At 62.5% G+C, this 16,516-nt stretch carries 14 protein-coding genes and 2 pseudogenes; 11 read left to right on the forward strand and 5 right to left on the reverse strand.

The window, feature by feature from the left end:
* Nucleotides 1-79: 79 nt before the first annotated feature.
* The 3 genes from CQ12_RS37850 to CQ12_RS37860 all read left to right on the forward strand — a co-directional run bounded on the left by CQ12_RS37850 (nt 80) and on the right by CQ12_RS37860 (nt 3,479).
* A complete protein-coding gene (locus tag CQ12_RS37850) occupies nt 80-1,282 on the forward strand; it encodes a pyridoxal-phosphate-dependent aminotransferase family protein (RefSeq protein WP_057840304.1) in 1,203 nt (400 codons plus the stop codon).
* A 161-nt stretch (nt 1,283-1,443) separates the two neighbouring features.
* The gene (locus CQ12_RS37855) at nt 1,444-2,646 is read left to right on the forward strand and encodes a pyridoxal-phosphate-dependent aminotransferase family protein (RefSeq protein WP_057840305.1); all 1,203 of its coding nucleotides are present in this window, start codon (nt 1,444-1,446) and stop codon (nt 2,644-2,646) included.
* Between the two features lie 35 nt (nt 2,647-2,681).
* Nucleotides 2,682-3,479, forward strand: a complete 798-nt coding sequence (locus CQ12_RS37860) for an enoyl-CoA hydratase/isomerase family protein (protein ID WP_057840306.1) — start codon at nt 2,682-2,684, stop codon at nt 3,477-3,479.
* A 409-nt stretch (nt 3,480-3,888) separates the two neighbouring features.
* On the opposite strand, the gene CQ12_RS37865 is transcribed toward CQ12_RS37860, so the two are convergent.
* Nucleotides 3,889-4,275: a hypothetical protein gene (locus tag CQ12_RS37865; RefSeq protein WP_157088735.1), complete on the reverse strand. Its 387-nt coding sequence runs from the start codon at nt 4,273-4,275 to the stop codon at nt 3,889-3,891.
* A gap of 1,193 nt (nt 4,276-5,468) precedes the next feature.
* Between CQ12_RS37865 and CQ12_RS37870 the strand changes: the two genes are divergently transcribed.
* On the forward strand, nt 5,469-6,425 hold the full coding sequence (locus CQ12_RS37870) for a Bug family tripartite tricarboxylate transporter substrate binding protein (RefSeq protein WP_245310325.1): 957 nt from the start codon (nt 5,469-5,471) through the stop codon (nt 6,423-6,425).
* A 72-nt stretch (nt 6,426-6,497) separates the two neighbouring features.
* Here the strand turns inward: CQ12_RS37870 and CQ12_RS37875 are convergent, their stop codons facing one another.
* Nucleotides 6,498-7,148 carry a class II aldolase/adducin family protein gene (locus tag CQ12_RS37875; RefSeq protein WP_057840308.1) on the reverse strand — a complete coding sequence of 217 codons (651 nt, stop codon included), beginning with the start codon at nt 7,146-7,148 and terminating at the stop codon, nt 6,498-6,500.
* 90 nt (nt 7,149-7,238) lie between these two features.
* Between CQ12_RS37875 and CQ12_RS37880 the strand changes: the two genes are divergently transcribed.
* Genes CQ12_RS37880 through CQ12_RS37895 form a run of 4 tightly spaced genes read left to right on the forward strand, consistent with a single transcriptional unit; the run spans nt 7,239 to nt 11,351 of the window.
* Nucleotides 7,239-8,114: an S-methyl-5'-thioadenosine phosphorylase gene (locus CQ12_RS37880; protein ID WP_057840309.1), complete on the forward strand. Its 876-nt coding sequence runs from the start codon at nt 7,239-7,241 to the stop codon at nt 8,112-8,114.
* Nucleotides 8,111-9,214 carry an S-methyl-5-thioribose-1-phosphate isomerase gene (gene mtnA / locus CQ12_RS37885; RefSeq protein ID WP_057840310.1) on the forward strand — a complete coding sequence of 368 codons (1,104 nt, stop codon included), beginning with the start codon at nt 8,111-8,113 and terminating at the stop codon, nt 9,212-9,214. Before CQ12_RS37880 ends, mtnA begins: the two co-directional genes overlap by 4 nt.
* Nucleotides 9,215-9,274: 60 nt before the next feature.
* A complete protein-coding gene (locus tag CQ12_RS37890; RefSeq protein ID WP_057840311.1) occupies nt 9,275-9,817 on the forward strand; it encodes a tripartite tricarboxylate transporter TctB family protein in 543 nt (180 codons plus the stop codon).
* A 22-nt stretch (nt 9,818-9,839) separates the two neighbouring features.
* Nucleotides 9,840-11,351: a tripartite tricarboxylate transporter permease gene (locus CQ12_RS37895; RefSeq protein ID WP_057840312.1), complete on the forward strand. Its 1,512-nt coding sequence runs from the start codon at nt 9,840-9,842 to the stop codon at nt 11,349-11,351.
* Between the two features lie 104 nt (nt 11,352-11,455).
* On the opposite strand, the gene CQ12_RS37900 is transcribed toward CQ12_RS37895, so the two are convergent.
* The 3 genes from CQ12_RS37900 to CQ12_RS37910 form a co-directional block, all read right to left on the reverse strand.
* Nucleotides 11,456-12,679 (reverse strand): radical SAM protein, encoded by a 1,224-nt coding sequence (locus CQ12_RS37900; RefSeq protein WP_057840313.1) that lies wholly within the window; start codon nt 12,677-12,679, stop codon nt 11,456-11,458.
* A 472-nt stretch (nt 12,680-13,151) separates the two neighbouring features.
* Complete coding sequence (locus tag CQ12_RS37905) at nt 13,152-13,811, reverse strand: hypothetical protein (protein WP_057840314.1); 660 nt, start codon at nt 13,809-13,811, stop codon at nt 13,152-13,154.
* A gap of 9 nt (nt 13,812-13,820) precedes the next feature.
* Entirely contained in the window at nt 13,821-14,297 is a 477-nt protein-coding gene (locus CQ12_RS37910) for a type II 3-dehydroquinate dehydratase (RefSeq protein WP_057840315.1), read from the reverse strand.
* A 252-nt stretch (nt 14,298-14,549) separates the two neighbouring features.
* Between CQ12_RS37910 and CQ12_RS47850 the strand changes: the two are divergent.
* From CQ12_RS47850 to CQ12_RS37925, 3 genes and pseudogenes are all read left to right on the forward strand, one after another.
* A pseudogene (locus CQ12_RS47850) lies at nt 14,550-14,762 on the forward strand (capsular biosynthesis protein); the annotation flags it as partial.
* Between the two features lie 38 nt (nt 14,763-14,800).
* Nucleotides 14,801-16,015 (forward strand): O-antigen ligase family protein, encoded by a 1,215-nt coding sequence (locus tag CQ12_RS37920; RefSeq protein ID WP_245310323.1) that lies wholly within the window; start codon nt 14,801-14,803, stop codon nt 16,013-16,015.
* An 88-nt stretch (nt 16,016-16,103) separates the two neighbouring features.
* Nucleotides 16,104-16,516, forward strand: a pseudogene (locus CQ12_RS37925) (capsular biosynthesis protein); the annotation flags it as partial.

Consider the following 16,516-nt stretch of genomic DNA (forward strand, 5'->3'; position numbering starts at 1 on the left):
GATAATGCATGTAAAATATCATTTTACAAACCAAAAAATGAATGCAAAATGATCGGAGGGGCGACGACGGGAGGTCATCATGCGGCAAGGACGGCATTTTCTGCAGATTCCGGGCCCGAGCCCTGTCCCCGACCGCATTCTTCGCGCGATGGACATGCCGGTCATCGATCACCGAAGCGCCGAGTTCGGCCAGCTCGGGCGCACGGTCCTGGAGGGTGCCCAGAAGGTTTTCCAAACCTCAGGACCGGTCATGATTTTCCCTTCGTCGGGCACCGGCGCCTGGGAAGCTGCGATCGTCAACACCCTGTCGCCGGGCGACAAGGTGTTGATGGTGGAGACCGGTCACTTCGCCACCCTGTGGCGCCAGATGGTTGCGCGCTGGGGAATTGACGTCGACTTCCTGCCCGGCGACTGGCGCCGCGGCGCAGACCCAGCGGTCATCGAAGAGCGGCTGGCGCGCGACACATCGCATGCGCTCAAGGCAGTGATGGTCGTTCACAACGAAACCTCGACCGGTGCCACCAGCCGGATCGGCGAGATCCGCGCCGCGATGGACCGGGCCGGTCATCCGGCCTTGCTGATGGTCGACACCATCTCCTCGCTGGGATCGGCCGACTACCGGCACGACGAATGGAAGGTCGACGTCAGCGTGAGCTGCTCGCAGAAAGGGTTCATGCTGCCGCCCGGTCTGGGCTTCAACGCGATCTCGGAGAAGGCCCGCGCTGCCGCCAAGACCAACAAAATGCCGCGGTCGTATTGGGATTGGGAGGAAATGCTGAAGCCGAATGCAAACGGCTTCTTCCCGTACACGCCGGCAACCAATCTGCTCTACGGCCTGCGCGAGGCCATCGCGATGCTGCTTGACGAGGGGCTGGACCAGGTCTTCGCGCGCCATCAGCGGCTTGCCGCTGCGACGCGTGTGGCCGTCAATCACTGGGGACTCGAGGTGCTCTGCCAGGAGCCAAAGGACTTCTCACCTGTTCTCACCGCCGTTCTGATGCCGCCGGGGCATGACGCGGACCAGTTCCGCAAGGTGGTGCTCGACAACTTCAACATGTCGCTCGGCTCCGGGCTGTCGAAGGTGGCAGGCAAGGTATTCCGCATCGGTCATCTCGGCGAGTGCAACGAACTGACCTTGCTCGCTGCGCTGACCGGCGTGGAGATGGGGCTGTCGGTCGCCGGTATTCCGTACCGGGCCGGCGGCGTCGATGCCGCGATGACGTATCTGGAGCAGCGCCCGCAAGGCAATTCCCCGGCGCATCTCAAGGTCGTCGGTAGCTAAGCCGACAGCTCGCGCTTGCCCACGGGGCGCGCCGCTCCAAGCCTGCTCCTTATGCATTGACGGGCTGCGTCCGGCGGGCGACAAGCCCGCCAAATGGTGATATTCGAGCGGCTCGAAACGCTAAGGCTCGAAACGCTAAGGCTAGACCGGGAAGGACGCCCATGACTGTGCATACTGGACGGCATTTTCTGCAGATTCCGGGACCGACCAACGTGCCGGACCGGGTGCTGCGCGCCATGGATATGCCGACCATGGACCACCGGGGTCCGGAATTTGCCGAGGTCGGGTACGCCGCGCTGGCGGCCATGCAGCGGGTGTTTCGCACCAAGCAGCCGGTGATCATCTACCCGTCGTCGGGCACCGGCGCCTGGGAGGCGGCCATCGTCAACACGCTGCAGCCCGGCGACAAGGTGCTGATGGCGGAGACCGGCCAGTTCGCAGTGCTGTGGCGCGGTATCGCCGACAAGTTCAAGCTCGAAGTGGATTTCCTGCCTGGCGACTGGCGCCACGGCGCCGACCTCGAGCAGATCGAGGCCCGGCTGTCGGCCGACAAGGCGCACAAGATCAAGGCCGTGTGCGTGGTTCACAACGAGACGTCCACGGGCTGCGTCACCCATCCGCAGGACGTCCGCAAGATTCTCGATCGCGTCAATCATCCCGCGCTGCTGATGGTCGACACCATCTCCGGTCTCGGATCGCTCGAATATGAGCACGACGCCTGGGGCATCGACGTCTCGGTCGCGGGCTCGCAGAAGGGCCTGATGCTGCCGCCGGGTCTCGGCTTCAATGCCATCTCGGAGAAGGCGCTCGCGGTGGCGAAGGCCAATCCGGCGATGCGCTCCTATTGGGACTGGCAGGAAGTCATCGCCATCAACAAGGCCGGCACCTGGCCGTATACGCCGGCAACCAACCTGCTGTTCGGCTTGCGCGAAGCGGTCAAGATGCTCGAGGAGGAGGGGCTGGAGAACGTCTTCGCCCGCCACAAGCGCCACAGCGCCGCGACGCGCGCGGCCATCAAGGTCTGGGGCCTGGATACGCAATGTCAGGAGCAGGGCGCGCATTCGCCCGCGCTGACCGGCGTCGTCATGGCGGAAGGCCATGATGCCGACAACTTCCGCAAGGTCGTGCTGGAAAATTTCGACATGTCGCTCGGCACTGGCCTCAACAAGATCAAGGGCAAGGTGTTCCGGATCGGCCATATCGGCCACTTCAACGACCTGATGCTGATGGGCACGCTGTCGGGCGTCGAGATGGGACTCGACCTCGCCAAGGTGCCGCATCGCAGCGGCGGCGTGCTGGCGGCGATGGAAGTGCTGAAGGGACGCGACGTCGTGGCGATGCCGAAGGCTGCTGCCCTCGCCTGAGCCTGCTTGATCGAAAACAACAAGAGAGAGCCGCGATGAACGCGCCGGTAACATCGACTGAAGACCTGATCTATTCCGTCGAGGACGGGATTGCCCGGCTGACGTTCAACCGTCCGCAAGCGCGCAACGCGCTGACCTTTGCCATGTACGAGCAGATGGCGGCGATCTGCGAGACCATCAACAACGACCGCTCGATCAAGGCGATGATCCTGACCGGCGCGGGCGACAAGGCGTTCGCGTCGGGCACCGATATCTCGCAGTTCCGCGCCTTCAAGACCGCACAGGATGCGCTCGACTACGAGGCCCGCATCGACCGCGTGCTCGGCGCGCTGGAAGCGTGCCGGGTGCCGACGATCGCGGCGATTGCCGGCGCGTGCACCGGTGGCGGCGCCGGCATCGCGGCGTGCTGCGACATCCGTATCGGCACCGAAACGACGCGGATGGGTTTTCCGATCGCGCGCACGCTCGGCAACTGCTTGTCCATGTCCAACATCTCCAGGCTAGTTTCGCTGGTCGGTCCGGCGCGGACCAAGGACCTGATCTTTAGGGCGAGACTGGTCGAGGCGCCGGAAGCGCTGGCGCTGGGTTTGCTCAACGAAGTCGTGCCCGATGTCGAGGCCCTGCAGCGCCGCGCCGACGAGACCGCAAAACTCGTTGCCAGCCACGCGCCGATCACGCTCGAGGTCACCAAGGAAGCGGTGCGCCGTATCAGGCGGACCCTGACGCGCGACGAAGGCGAGGACCTGATCCTGCGCGCCTATATGAGCGAGGATTTCCGCGAGGGAATGGACGCGTTCCTCAACAAGCGCTCGCCGAACTGGAAGGGCAAGTAGGGCAACAGAAGACCAGAACGAACCCGCCTGCGACAAGCACGAGGTTCTTGCCAATGTAGCGCCATGTAATCCGATCGCCACTTTCATAGCGACTGCCGGCGCGGAAATCATTCAGCACGCTCGTGCATATTAGCTTGTCTATTTCGGCGTCCGACCATGTGGACTTTGTACAATTGGCGGTGCGGGCTGCCATGGCGGCAAGAAATCGCTATCTTCCAGCGTTTCACTTCTTCGTCTTCAGTCCGAGTTCGGCCATGCCGATGCTGTTCCGCGCCGACGGCGCGCGCAAGTAGATTTCATCAAACCGGGGTGAAATCCTTCAGGTCTGCGATGGTCTTGAAAAGGTGGATACAGCTGAAGATCTACGATCGCCACTGGTTCGATGATAGCGCTGGATTCACGGATGCACTTAGCTTTCATCCGCCAGCCACTGTTCTACGGCCTCAGCTGCCTCGAGCGCCTTTGCTCCGGGCAATGCTTTCGCCTCCAGATAGAGCGAAAGCAGTGCGCTGCCATTAGCACCGATGCGTGTGGTTTCGGCCGCTAGGTTGTTGCCCGCAGTCTTGGCAGCTTTCATTATCTGGCCCGCGATGGTCTTTTTCCGATCAATCGGCCATTCTCCGATTGAGCCGAACTGGTTTTCAAGGTCGTCGCGAACCGTAACGAAAGCGGAACGGACCCAATACTTGTTGCCGTCGTTCATGCGCCGATACCGGCTCAGGATATTGTTGACCTGCCGGGAGATGACAACTCCTCGTCTAGCTTCGGCCCAATATGTCCTGATCGCTTCGAACATGACCAGTTCCCTGCACAGACGGTATCTTAGTCGGTCCGTCGCGCTTGGATAAGACTGGTGTCCGATAACGGCCCATTCCCGGACATTAGGATTTGACCGAACCCGTCGTGATTCTCTCCCTGCAGCGGGGTGATTTGCCTGCCAACCGGAGAGGTAACATGGCCACGAGAACTACCGCGACAAAGCGGAAACCGGCCGAGAAAGCGAAGCGACCGGGTAGGAAGACGACGGCGAAGGACGGCTGCGATGGTAGGCGAGCGCGAGTGGAGCGCCCTCCAACAAGCGGTGGGTGGCGGACCTGGATCGAGCGCAGCCTGCTTGCCTGTCTGAGGGGCGAGGCAGCGGCGATCCATCCACGTGATGATCGCGTCGAGGTCGCCGCCACCAACCATGTCCCGCTCGCCGTTGATGTTCAGGCCGCTGATGAATCCAATCAGCCAGGATTCAAAGCTTCCTTTGACGACCGCATTCTTTTTGCGGTTGGTCCAGACCCTCATGTGTTGGATCGTAGCGCAGTAGGACGGCTACTTTTTGAGACAAAGACCAATGGCCAGACCGCTGCCGCACTTGGCGCCGTCGGCTGCACCGCCAGACGGACAGAACACTGACACTAGGTTTTCACTTGCATCGCAGCTGACCTCGCCGTTGGCCTGAACCGACCTGATGGAAGCGGCTGCCGGTCCCGGATCGCCCTTTGCGCCGGGCGCCCCCTGCGGTCCTTGTGGCCCTTGGGGACCCTGTGGCCCTTGAGCGCCCTGCTGCCCTTGGGCGCCGGGCACGCCTTGCAGGCCCTGCGCGCCTTGCGGGCCGGCTGGTCCTTGCGGGCCGGCATCCCCTTTCGGTCCTGGATCCCGTCCACACCCGGCGAGGGTCACCGTCGCGCCCATGAGGGCAGTTATCAAAATCCTTCTCATTCCGTTGGTCCTCCTCATTGTCCTTGTAACGTGCATTAGATGGGCCCACTCGCAGCCATGCAACGAAAAAGCCGCGGGCTTGAAGCGGCTTCCAGTTACGAGTCTGTTGCCGCAAGGGTTTGCACCTCATGCGAAAGTCATAGGCAGCACCTTGCAGTGCAGCTTGAACTGTCGCCGGTTCGCCCGCACAATGGCGTAGCGGGCAATGATAATTTTTCTAAATACAACAATCACATAGGGATGAAACTCGTGGGACATATCCTCAAAGCCGCGGCCGCCATGACGGTCATGATCGCAACCACTCCAGCGCTTGCCGCCTGGGAGCCGACCAAGCCGGTCGAAATCGTGGTCGCAGCCGGCGCGGGCGGTGCGTCGGACCAGATGGCGCGGATGATGCAGGCGGCGATCCAGAAGAACAATCTGATGAAGCAGCCGATGGTGGTGTCGCTGAAGGGCGGTGCGTCCGGCGCCGAGGCGCTGATGTACATGAAGTCCAGCGACGGCGACGCCAACAAGGTGCTGATCGCCTATTCGCTGATCTACATGCTGCCGCTGTCGGCGAAGATCCCGTTCAACTGGCGCGATCTGACGCCGGTGTCGGTCGTTGCCCTCGATCAATTCGTGCTGTGGGACAACGCCGAGGGTCCCAAGACGGTGAAGGATTTTATCGCCGCCGCCAAAGCGGCGAGTTCGCCGTTCAAGATGGGCGGCACCGGCTCCAAGCGCGAGGACCACGTGCTCACCGTGTTCATGGAGCAGAAGACCGGCGCGAAATTCTCCTATCTGCCGTACAAGTCCGGCGGCGAGGCGGCGACGCAGCTGGTCGGCAAGCACACCGAATCCAACGTCAATAATCCTTCCGAGAATCTCGAGGTCTGGCGCGCCGGTCAGGTTCGCGCGCTTTGCGTGTTCGACAAGGAGCGCATCTCCTACAAGACCAAGGTCACGGAAACGCAATCCTGGAACGACATCCCGACCTGCAAGGAGGAGGGGCTCGACGTGCAGTATCTGATGCTGCGCGCGATGTTCCTGCCCGGCAAGGTGACGCCGGACCAGCAGGCGTTCTATGTCGACCTGTTCCAGAAGGTGACGCAGACGCCTGAGTACAAGGACTATATGGAGAAGCAGGCGCTGAAGCCGATCTTCCTCACCGGCAAGGACATGCTGAAGTTCCTCGAAGAGGACGACAAGCTGAACTCGCAGCTCATGAACGAAGCGGGCTTCGTCGCGAAATAACGCGCCAGGTTCTTTTTTAACGCGTTTTCTTCACGCGAACCGGCGTCCACTTCGCTCGAAAACGCTACGTCGCTACTCCTCCGCGTGGCCATACCCGGCCATGCGGAGACGGACCTTCTCGATTTCCTCCTTTGAGAGGAGTGGCGGCGTGCCGATCTGCAGGCAGCCGTGATATTGCCGTGCCAGCGTCTCGACCTCGACTGCTAGCCACATTGCCTTCGACAGCGAAGGCCCGACCGCGATCATGCCGTGATGCTCGAGCAGGCAGGCCAGCCGTCCCTCCAGCGCCTTTACGGCATGTTCTGACAGTTCCTGGGTGCCGAAGGTTGCGTAAGGTGCGCAGCGAATGGTGTCGCCGCCGGCAACGGCGACCATGTAATGCACGGGCGGAATCTCCATACCCATGATCGCCAGCATGGTCGAGTAGGGCGGATGGGTGTGCACAATCGCCTGCACCTCCGGACGGGCCTTGAGGATGTCGCGGTGAAATCGCCATTCGCTCGACGGCCGCTGCGAGGGATCGTGGTTGCCGTCGAGATGCATGTAGACGATCTGGTCGGGCTTCATCGCCTCGTAGGGCGTGCTGGTCGGCGTGATCAGCATGCCATCGCCATGGCGCAGGCTGATATTGCCTGACGTCCCCTGGTTGATGCCGAGCGCATTCATGCGCAGGCAGGCGTCGATGATCGACTGGCGTTTGTCCCGGTCCTTGGTGCTCGGCATGTCAAGCCCTCTTGAAGGGGATGGACAATGCTTGATTATTGCGGCGCAGTATAGTCGAACATGTCTCTGGAATAGCTGAGTGGAGAACTCATGACGCGCGCCGTGCTTGGCATCATCGGTGGATCCGGCATCTATGACCTGCCGGGGCTGGAAGACGTCCGCGAGGAGATCATCGAGAGCCCCTGGGGCGAGCCGTCCGCGCCGCTGACGCGCGGCGTGATCGCCGGCTTGCCGATCGTGTTCCTGCCGCGGCACGGCAAGGGGCATGCGCTGTCGCCTTCCGACATCAACTACCGCGCCAATATCGACGTGCTGAAGCGGGCGGGGGTGACCGACCTGGTTTCGCTCTCGGCCTGCGGTTCGTTCAAGGAGGAACTGTCGCCCGGTGCCTTCGTGCTGGTCGATCAGTTCGTCGACCGCACCTACAAGCGCGAGACTTCGTTCTTCGGCAAGGGCTGCGTCGCCCACGTCTCGATGGCCCATCCGGTGTCGCCGCGGTTGCACGTGCATCTCGCCGCCGCCGCCAAGGCTGAAGGCATCGCGCCGGTGCAGGGCGGTACCTATGTCTGCATGGAGGGCCCGCAATTCTCCAGCCTCGCCGAGAGCCTGACCTACAAGGCGCAGGGCTATGCCGTGATCGGCATGACCAACATGCCCGAGGCCAAGCTCGCGCGCGAGGCCGAGATCTGCTACGCCAGCGTGGCGATGGTCACCGATTACGATTGCTGGCATCCGCATCATGACGCCGTCACCGTGCAGGATATCATTCGCGTGCTGAACTCGAATGCCGGCAAGGCCAAGGCACTGGTCGCACGCCTCGCCAGGGATTTTCCCCGCGAGCATGAGCCGTGTCCGATCGGTTCGGACAAGGCGCTCGACACCGCCATGATCACGGCGCCGGAAGCGCGCGACGCAAAATTGCTCGCCAAGCTCGATGCTGTCGCGGGCAGGGTACTAAAGTCATGAAGGTCGACGGCCGGCATTTTCGCAGTATCTGGCTCGAGGGCGACGGCTGGACCGTCGGCGCGATCGACCAGCGCCGGTTGCCGCATGAATTCGTGGTGGCGCGTATCACCACCGCCGAGGATGCGACCGAGGCCATCCGCTCCATGCTGGTGCGCGGCGCCCCGCTGATCGGCGCTACCGCGGCTTTTGGCATGGCGCTCGCGATGCGCACCGACGCTTCTGATGCAGCGCTCGATCGCGCCTATGCCCTGCTGCTGGCGGCCCGGCCGACGGCGATCAACCTGAAATGGGCGCTCGACGAGATGGCGCGTCTGCTCCGGCCGTTGCTGGCGTCGGAGCGGGTTGCCGCGGCCTACCGGCGCGCGGTCGAAATCGCGAACGAGGACGTCGCGCTCAACCAGGGGATCGGCCGGCACGGTCTGGCGCTGATCGAGCAGATCGCGGCGGGGAAGAAGCCGGGTGAGGTGGTCAACGTCCTGACGCATTGCAACGCCGGTTGGCTCGCCACAGTGGATTGGGGCACGGCGACGGCGCCGATCTATCTCGCCCATGATCGCGGCGTGAAGGTACATGTCTGGGTCGACGAGACCCGGCCGCGCAATCAGGGTGCTTCGCTGACCGCATGGGAACTCGGCCACCACGGCGTCCCGCACACGGTAATCCCCGACAACACTGGTGGCCATCTGATGCAGCACCGCATGGTCGATCTCGCCATCGTCGGCACCGATCGGGTGGCGGCCAATGGCGACGTCTGCAACAAGATCGGTACCTACTTGAAGGCGCTGGCCGCGCACGACAATGGCGTGCCGTTCTATGTTGCACTGCCGTCGCCGACCATCGACTTTAGTATCGATGACGGTCTTAGGCAGATCCCGATCGAGCAGCGCAGCGCCGACGAAGTGGCGACCATGTCCGGCCGCACCGCGGACGGGCGTGTCGAGACCGTGCGCGTGGTTCCCGACGGCTCACCGGTGGCCAACTACGCGTTCGACGTCACGCCGGCGCGGCTGGTCACGGGATTGATCACGGAGCGTGGCCTGCTGCGGCCCGATCGTGCTGCACTTGCGAGCGCATTCCCGGAGCGCAGCGCCGGACATTGACGCCAGCGGCGTCGGCACGTATCCCCGTTTGCGTCTGTCGTATCGGGGTTCACCGTCTCCATGTCCAACACCGACATCGAAATCGTCGTCGAGGATCCGACCGCGCCGGAGGCCAACTCGCCTCAAGTGGTGAGCGTTCGCGTCGTCGACGTCGTCGTCTCGCTGCTGCTGCTCGCACTTGCAATCACGCTCGGTCTTGATAACTGGCGCGCTGGCGCCGGCTGGGAATCCACCGGTCCGCAACCCGGCTACTTCCCGTTCTACCTCTCGATCATCCTCGGTGGCGCCAGTCTCTACGGGTTGGTCGCCGCTTTCCTGTCGCGCACGGAGGCCACTGAAACCTTCGTAACGCGGGCGCAGCTTCGCCGCGTCATGGCGGTGTTTGTGCCGACGGTGCTGTTCTGCCTCGCCACGCAATTTCTGGGGCTCTATGTCGCGAGCTTCCTTCTGATCTCCGGCTTCATGCGCCTGGTCGGCAAGATCGCGCTGTGGAAGTCGCTGCTCACCGCCTTCATTTTCACCGCCGCGATGTTCGTGACCTTCGACGTCGCCTTCGATGTCATCATGCCAAAGGGCCCGCTCGAAGCGGCGCTCGGCCGCTAACAGGTTCGGTGGGACTAACGCCATGGAAGCCATCGGCCTCTTGATGCACGGTTTTGCCGTGCTGCTGACCTGGAAGACGCTGCTCTTGATGATGACCGGGCTGGTGCTCGGCATCTTCGTCGGCGTGTTGCCGGGGCTCGGCGGCCCCAATGGCGTCGCGATCCTGTTGCCGCTGACGTTTACGATGGATCCGACCTCGGCCATCGTGATGCTGTCCTGCATCTATTGGGGCGCGCTGTTCGGTGGCGCCATCACCTCGATCCTGTTCAATATCCCCGGCGAGGCCTGGTCGGTCGCGACCACCTTCGACGGCTATCCGATGGCGCAACAGGGCAGGGCGGCGGAAGCGCTGACGGCGGCCTTCACTTCGTCCTTCATCGGTTCGCTGGTCGCGGTGATGCTGATCACCTTCCTGGCGCCGATGATCTCCTCGTTCGCGCTCAAGTTCGGACCACCGGAGTTCTTCGCGGTCTATCTGCTTACCTTCTGCTCTTTCGTGGGGCTTGGCCGTGAGGCCAAGCACAAGACGGTCATTTCGATGTCGCTCGGCCTGCTGCTGGCCGGCATCGGCATGGACACCGTGTCGGGCCAGTTGCGCATGACGTTCGGTTCGGCCGAGCTGCTCCGCGGCGTCAACTTCCTCGTGGCCGTCATCGGCCTGTTCGGCATCAGCGAAATCCTGCTCACGATGGAGGAGCGTCTGGCGCTGCGCGGCCATGCCGCCGGCATCTCCCTGCGCGTCGTGCTCTCGGTGTGGAAGGACCTGCCGAAATACTGGGTGACACTGTTTCGTTCCTCCTTCATCGGCTGCTGGCTCGGCATCACGCCGGGCGGCGCGATCGCTGCGTCGTTCATGGGCTACAACCTCGCCAAGCGCTTCTCCAAGGATCAGGACAGCTTTGGCAAGGGCCGCATCGAGGGCGTGTTCGCGCCGGAGACGGCCGCGCACGCCTCCGGCACCGCGGCGCTGCTGCCGATGCTCGCGCTCGGCATTCCCGGCTCCGGCACCGCGGCGATCCTGCTCGGCGGCTTGATGGTGTGGGGCCTCAATCCGGGGCCGCTGCTGTTCGTCGAGCACAAGGATTTCGTCTGGGGCCTGATCGCGTCGATGTATCTCGGCAACGTCGTCGGCCTCGTGCTGGTGCTGACGACGGTGCCGATCTTCGCTTCCATCCTGCGCGTGCCGTTCGCGGCGGTGGCGCCAATGATCGTGGTGTCCTGCGCGATCGGGGCCTTCGCGATCCAGAATGCGATGTTCGACATCTGGCTGATGCTGGGCTTTGGCGTCGTCGGCTACGTCTTCAAGAAGATCGGCATTCCCTTGGCGCCGTTCACGCTGGCGCTGGTGCTCGGCAACCGCGCCGAGGACGCGTTTCGTCTGTCGATGATCGGCTCGGGCGGCGATCTGAAGGTGTTCTGGTCCAACGGCCTCGTCGGTTCGATCACGACGCTGGCGATCGTGCTGTTGTTCTGGCCCGTGATCGACAGGGCTTTCAGCGGCGTCTCGCGCATGCTGCGACCGGCGAAGGCGTAGTCTCGGGCAGTGTCGTAGGGTGGGCAAAGGCGCGGTTACGCGCCGTGCCCACCATTCTCGAAAACCGCGATCTTGAATGGTGGGCCCGCTGCGCTTTGCTCACCCTACGGGGGTGTTGGACCTGACGGCATGAGTTCACGTTCTAACTCGGTGCCCGGCAGCGTGTCTCGTACGTTGATGCGTTCCCCGCTTGGCTTGCTGACGTAAAGATGGCTCTCCAATACGGATTGCATGTTCTCAAACATCGAATAGAGATCGTCGCAATAGACCGACGGATTGTCGTAACCGTTTTCTTTGGAGAAGCGATGCGGAAGATAGCCGCCGCCGCAGGCGTTCATGAATTTGCACGCTCGGCACTTTTCGCAAAGATGGATTGAAGCATCGCGCGCGGCTTTCCAGCGGCTCTCGTTCCTGACGTCGTCGATGGCATGATCGAAGATATTGAACCTGGTCTGCGTGAATCCGTCACCTGCGATCCGCAGCACATCGTGAGCCTCCACGGTGCCATCGGTCATGACGGTGCAAAGTTCAACCGGCTTGTGCCCGACGCCCTCGGTGGGCGAATTGTTGCCAAGCAGGGCGGTGATCATGTCGGAAACGATCCGGATACTGGTTGTCGGCGCGCTGCGATTGGCCGCCAGCCACAAGTCGAACAGACCATTGTAGAACGAGGCGATGGATGCGGGCTTCTCATCCACCGTCGCATCGGGAATCATGATGTCATAGCTTGAAATCCCGCACTTTGCGAAGAACTCGGCATATTGTGCCGGCGGGTAGGCGGGATTGCAGACGGCCAATGCCATGACGCCGATGTCGCGCGATACCAGCATGCGGGCGGCACGTTCCACGGCGGCGTGGGTGCCCGTGCCTTGAAACGTGCGGCGATGAATGTCGTGAATATGTTCTGGCCCATCAAGGCTGATTGCGACCGAGATGTTGCGCGCCTCGAAGCAGTCCAGCCATTCATCATCGATCAGCAGGCCATTGGTTGTGACCGCGATGGGTATTTCGCAGCCCGTTCGTGATGCAATGCCTTCACAGGCTTCGGCAAAACGGTGGAAATTCTCAACGCCCCATAGCAAGGGCTCGCCGCCGTGCAGAACGATCGGAAAATCGACAAGGGAGTATCTGGCGACATGCTGCTCGATACGCTGCAATAACTGATGCAGCACGTGGCTGCTCATCAGCTTCGGCTTGTCGTAGACAGAAGCGTCGCGAAACCAATAGCAATAGGAGCAATCAATGTTGCACCTCGTAGCCACCTTGACCAGCAACTGGGTGATCGGCTGGTCTTGAAAGGCGGCGGAATCTGAATCGTCAGCCGACATGCCGGCACCGAGATGGCCTGGATGAAACGACGACTAGCCCTCGACTAGTCAGTATCCTCGGATAAATCCCCCTCGGCGGAACGCGCCCGCACCCGGATAGTATCCCCCTGCTCTGCGAAAGGCACCTGCACGTGGCCCTCTGGCAAATGCACCTCGTCTGAAGGCGACCTCGGTTGCCACGGGATCGGTACCCTGTCCGCGCAGGTCACTCAGCAGCGCGTCGATGCCTTGATGATCGCTCTGTATTGTCGCGCCTGGACCGTGCAGTTGCAGGACGCTCGCCAAAACCTTCAGCGTCGTTATCGCCATGGTTATGCTCCTGTTTTCGCGACGCAGCCGAGGGATCGAACGAAAGGCCGGTGTTCACCGGTTGAGCAGGAGGAAGTATGCCTCCTTTATTGTAGCCGAAATGTGGTGATGCCGGGGCAACGGCTTTTGTCGGCGCAACAGCGAGCTGCCTTTCGTCTGCGCTTCAGCCCGGCAACAGCCGCTTCGGCAGGCTGAAGGCGAGGCGGTAGAGCGGCAGAGTATCGATGGCCCCGTGCTCCTCGGCAGGAAGGATTTTGCGCAGGTGAACGAGAGCGTCGCGGACCGCGGGCTCGTCCAACCCCTCGACCAGCAGCAGCGCGGCAAAGGAGCCGTCGTTGGCCCGCATGCCCTTCTCGCGGGTCTTGATCGAGGTCTGCGCGATATCGGTGAGCAGGACCCGCGCGGCGATGATCCTGTCGAGGCGGGCAAGCTCGGCGACGACCGCGGCGGCATCCCAAGACGGCGCGGCGTCGAGGCGCAGGGGAGCGACGATGCCACCCTGGCCGGTGCCGGCCGAGGCCGCGATGCGGCCACCGCCGCGCGCAAAATTGCCGAGCCTGGGCATGATGCGCTGCGACCAGGGCGTCGGCGCGTTCAGCCGCGCCAGATAATCTGGCCCGCCGACAACGCGCTCATCCTCGAGCTCGTAGAGGATGAAGTAGCGGTTCACCGCGGCGCCGAGCGCGCGGAAAATGCGGCACGCCAGAAAACCGTTGATGCCGACGCGCTCGGCGGCATGTTCGCGTGTGATCCAGTGCGCCCAGTCGGTTTCGTCCTGCGGCGCCAGATCGCTCCAGATGGCGAGATAGCCGGCTCCCTGCATGTTGCGCTCCTATTTCGGTCCGACGCGCACGGCCGCCGGGAGGGCGGCGGGCAGCTTGCCGGCGCCCTGCAGCGCGGCCTGCATGGCAACGATGTAGCCGTAGGGGCCGAGGCCTGCGATCACACCCTTGACCGCGGCCGAGAGCTTGGAGTGCCGGTGCAGCTCGTCGCGGGCGTGGATGTTCGAAATATGCACCTCGTAGATCGGCCCCTCGAAGATCTTCAAGGCGTCGAACATCGCAATCGAGGTGAAGGAGTAGGCGGCGGGGTTGATGATGAGGACGTCCGCCGAGGTCCGCGCGGACTGGATCAAGTCAACCAGCACCCCCTCGTGGTTGGACTGATGGAATGCCAGCTCTGCGCCGGCAAGCGCGGCAAACTCCTCGCAGGAGGCCTTGATGGCGTCGAGCGTGGTCGAGCCGTAGATGTGCGGCTCGCGGATGCCGAGCATGTTAAGGTTCGGGCCATTGAGGATCATGATGCGCATGGAATGCCTTTCATGGGAAAATGACGGGGCAGTGTAGCCGATCGCGCCAGCATGTCAGCCGGTGAACCATATCGCGGCATGGTAATGAGCATCGGAAATAGGGAGGGACAGGACTGCGAGCCGATCCCGCCGCGACTCGGCGGAATCTTCCCGGATTATCTCGTCATGCTTGCTGGCATGCGTGCGACAGATGAGCTATCAGCGGGCGGGATGTCCCGCGAATCCCCATATCTTCCGCAGCCGACCATTGGAATGACGCCTCTTTCGCAACTGACCCGTCGCAATTTTCTGATCGCAGCGCATGATGCGCTGGCGCTGCTGACAAGCTTTTGCCTGCCCTTCAAGGGGGGCGACGCCTTTTATGCCCGCCTGCCGCTATTGCTGCGCATTCTGCCGCTCCTCGTCGTCTTCAGTATCGTTATCTGCTACGTCTTTAATCTGACGTCGACGAAATGGCGCTTCATTGTTCGATCATGGCATCTGCTCGGCAGATCCGTCCGCGCATGCTGAACGTTGACCTCATCGCGGTCGTGGTGGCGGCGCTGCTGCCGTGGTCGACCAGCGGCGTGAGCATCGGCATGGTGGTCTGGCTCGCTGCTCTGGCCGCAACGCTCGAACTGCGCCCGTTCTTGCGCTCGTTGCAGCGGCCGATCAGCGCGCTGCCGATCGCGCTTGTTGCGCTTGCCGTCGCAGGAACGCTGTGGTCGGACGCGTCCTGGGGGGCGCGGCTCTATGCACTGAGCCCCGCGACGAAGCTGCTCGTTCTGCCGTTCCTGTTCTATCATTTCGAGCGTTCAACGCGGGGCATGTGGGTCTTCGTCGGCTTCCTGGTTTCCTGTGCGCTGCTTACGGTCATGTCCTGGCTCGTCGCAATTGATCCCAGCCTTTCGCTGAAGGCTCCCGGCGAGGCGGGGGGACACGGCATCTTCGTCAAGAACTATATCGCCCAGAGCCAGGAATTCGTGCTGTGCACGGTCGTGCTCGCTTTCCCCATCTTCACATTGCTGCGAGACGGGAAAATCAGACAGGCATTGTTGCTGACCGCGGTCGCGGCCAGTTTCATCCTCAACATGGCTTTCGTCATCGTCTCGCGCACGGCGCTGGTCACGCTGCCGATCATGCTTGTCGTGTTCGCGATGGCGCATTTGAGGTGGCGGACCAACGTGCTGCTGTTCATCGCAGCGGTCGTGCTCGGCGCGCTCGCCTGGACCTTGTCGCCGCAATTGCAGGCGACCACCGACAAGTTCTCGCGGGAATACCGCATCTATAAGGAATTCAATGAGCCGACGTCGATCGGGCTGCGACTGGAATTCTGGGAGAAGTCGCTGCGGTTCTTTGCCGAGGCGCCGGTGATCGGTCATGGCACGGGATCGACGCGACGACTATTCGAGGCGGCGGCGACCGGCCCTGCTGCGTTGGCGCAGGGAGCGGTGATCGGGAATCCGCATAACCAGACCCTCAACGTCGCGGTCCAATGGGGTGCTGTCGGGGTCGTGATCCTGTATGCAATGTGGTTCTCTCATTTCTCGATGTTTCGCCGCGCGGGGCTGGCGGCCTGGATCGGGCTGATGGTGGTGCTGCAGAACGTGTTCAGTTCGCTGTTCAACTCGCATCTGTTCGATTTTCACGAGGGTTGGATGTATGTGCTCGGTGTCGGGGTCGCCGGCGGTATGGTGCTGCGCGCCAGATCCGAGGCCGCCGAATCTTCCCGGGCATGATCGCTGGCATGCGCGCCGGAGATAAGATATCAGCGGGTGAGTGGACTCACCTCGCGAATCCCGATCGTTCCCGCAGCCGGCCATTGGAATGGCGCCTCTTTCGCAACTAACCCGCCGCAATTTTCTGATCGCAGCGCATGATGCGCTGGCGACGGCGCTTGCGCTGCTGGCGAGCTTCTACCTGCGCTTCGAGGGCGGCGAGGCGTTCTATGCCCGCCTACCGCTGTTGCTGCGCATCCTGCCGCTGTTCGTCATCTTCAGCGTCGTGATCTGCTACGTCTTCAACCTGACGACGACGAAATGGCGTTTCATTTCGCTCCCCGACGCGCTGAACATCCTGCGCGTGGCGTCCGTTCTGGCGGTCGCGCTCATCGTGCTGGACTACGCGTTTATCTTCGGGGTATCGAACGGCAAGGCGCCGGTGCTGTTCGGCCGCATCACCATTGTTCTCTACTGGTTTCTCCAGATATTCGCGCTGAGCGCGCTCCGTTTCGGCTACCG

Source organism: Bradyrhizobium jicamae (genome assembly GCF_001440395.1).
In the GTDB taxonomy this organism is placed as follows: Bacteria; Pseudomonadota; Alphaproteobacteria; order Rhizobiales; family Xanthobacteraceae; genus Bradyrhizobium; species Bradyrhizobium jicamae.

Bases quoted from the DNA above. Each gene is read 5' to 3' on its own strand.
- CQ12_RS37850 (WP_057840304.1), top strand. From the start codon at position 80: ATGCGGCAAGGACGGCATTTTCTGCAGATTCCGGGCCCGAGCCCTGTC.
- CQ12_RS37855 (WP_057840305.1), top strand. From the start codon at position 1,444: ATGACTGTGCATACTGGACGGCATTTTCTGCAGATTCCGGGACCGACC.
- CQ12_RS37860 (WP_057840306.1), top strand. From the start codon at position 2,682: ATGAACGCGCCGGTAACATCGACTGAAGACCTGATCTATTCCGTCGAG.
- CQ12_RS37865 (WP_157088735.1), bottom strand. From the start codon at position 4,275: ATGTTCGAAGCGATCAGGACATATTGGGCCGAAGCTAGACGAGGAGTT.
- CQ12_RS37870 (WP_245310325.1), top strand. From the start codon at position 5,469: ATGACGGTCATGATCGCAACCACTCCAGCGCTTGCCGCCTGGGAGCCG.
- CQ12_RS37875 (WP_057840308.1), bottom strand. From the start codon at position 7,148: ATGCCGAGCACCAAGGACCGGGACAAACGCCAGTCGATCATCGACGCC.
- CQ12_RS37880 (WP_057840309.1), top strand. From the start codon at position 7,239: ATGACGCGCGCCGTGCTTGGCATCATCGGTGGATCCGGCATCTATGAC.
- mtnA (WP_057840310.1), top strand. From the start codon at position 8,111: ATGAAGGTCGACGGCCGGCATTTTCGCAGTATCTGGCTCGAGGGCGAC.
- CQ12_RS37890 (WP_057840311.1), top strand. From the start codon at position 9,275: ATGTCCAACACCGACATCGAAATCGTCGTCGAGGATCCGACCGCGCCG.
- CQ12_RS37895 (WP_057840312.1), top strand. From the start codon at position 9,840: ATGGAAGCCATCGGCCTCTTGATGCACGGTTTTGCCGTGCTGCTGACC.
- CQ12_RS37900 (WP_057840313.1), bottom strand. From the start codon at position 12,679: ATGTCGGCTGACGATTCAGATTCCGCCGCCTTTCAAGACCAGCCGATC.
- CQ12_RS37905 (WP_057840314.1), bottom strand. From the start codon at position 13,811: ATGCAGGGAGCCGGCTATCTCGCCATCTGGAGCGATCTGGCGCCGCAG.
- CQ12_RS37910 (WP_057840315.1), bottom strand. From the start codon at position 14,297: ATGCGCATCATGATCCTCAATGGCCCGAACCTTAACATGCTCGGCATC.
- CQ12_RS37920 (WP_245310323.1), top strand. From the start codon at position 14,801: ATGCTGAACGTTGACCTCATCGCGGTCGTGGTGGCGGCGCTGCTGCCG.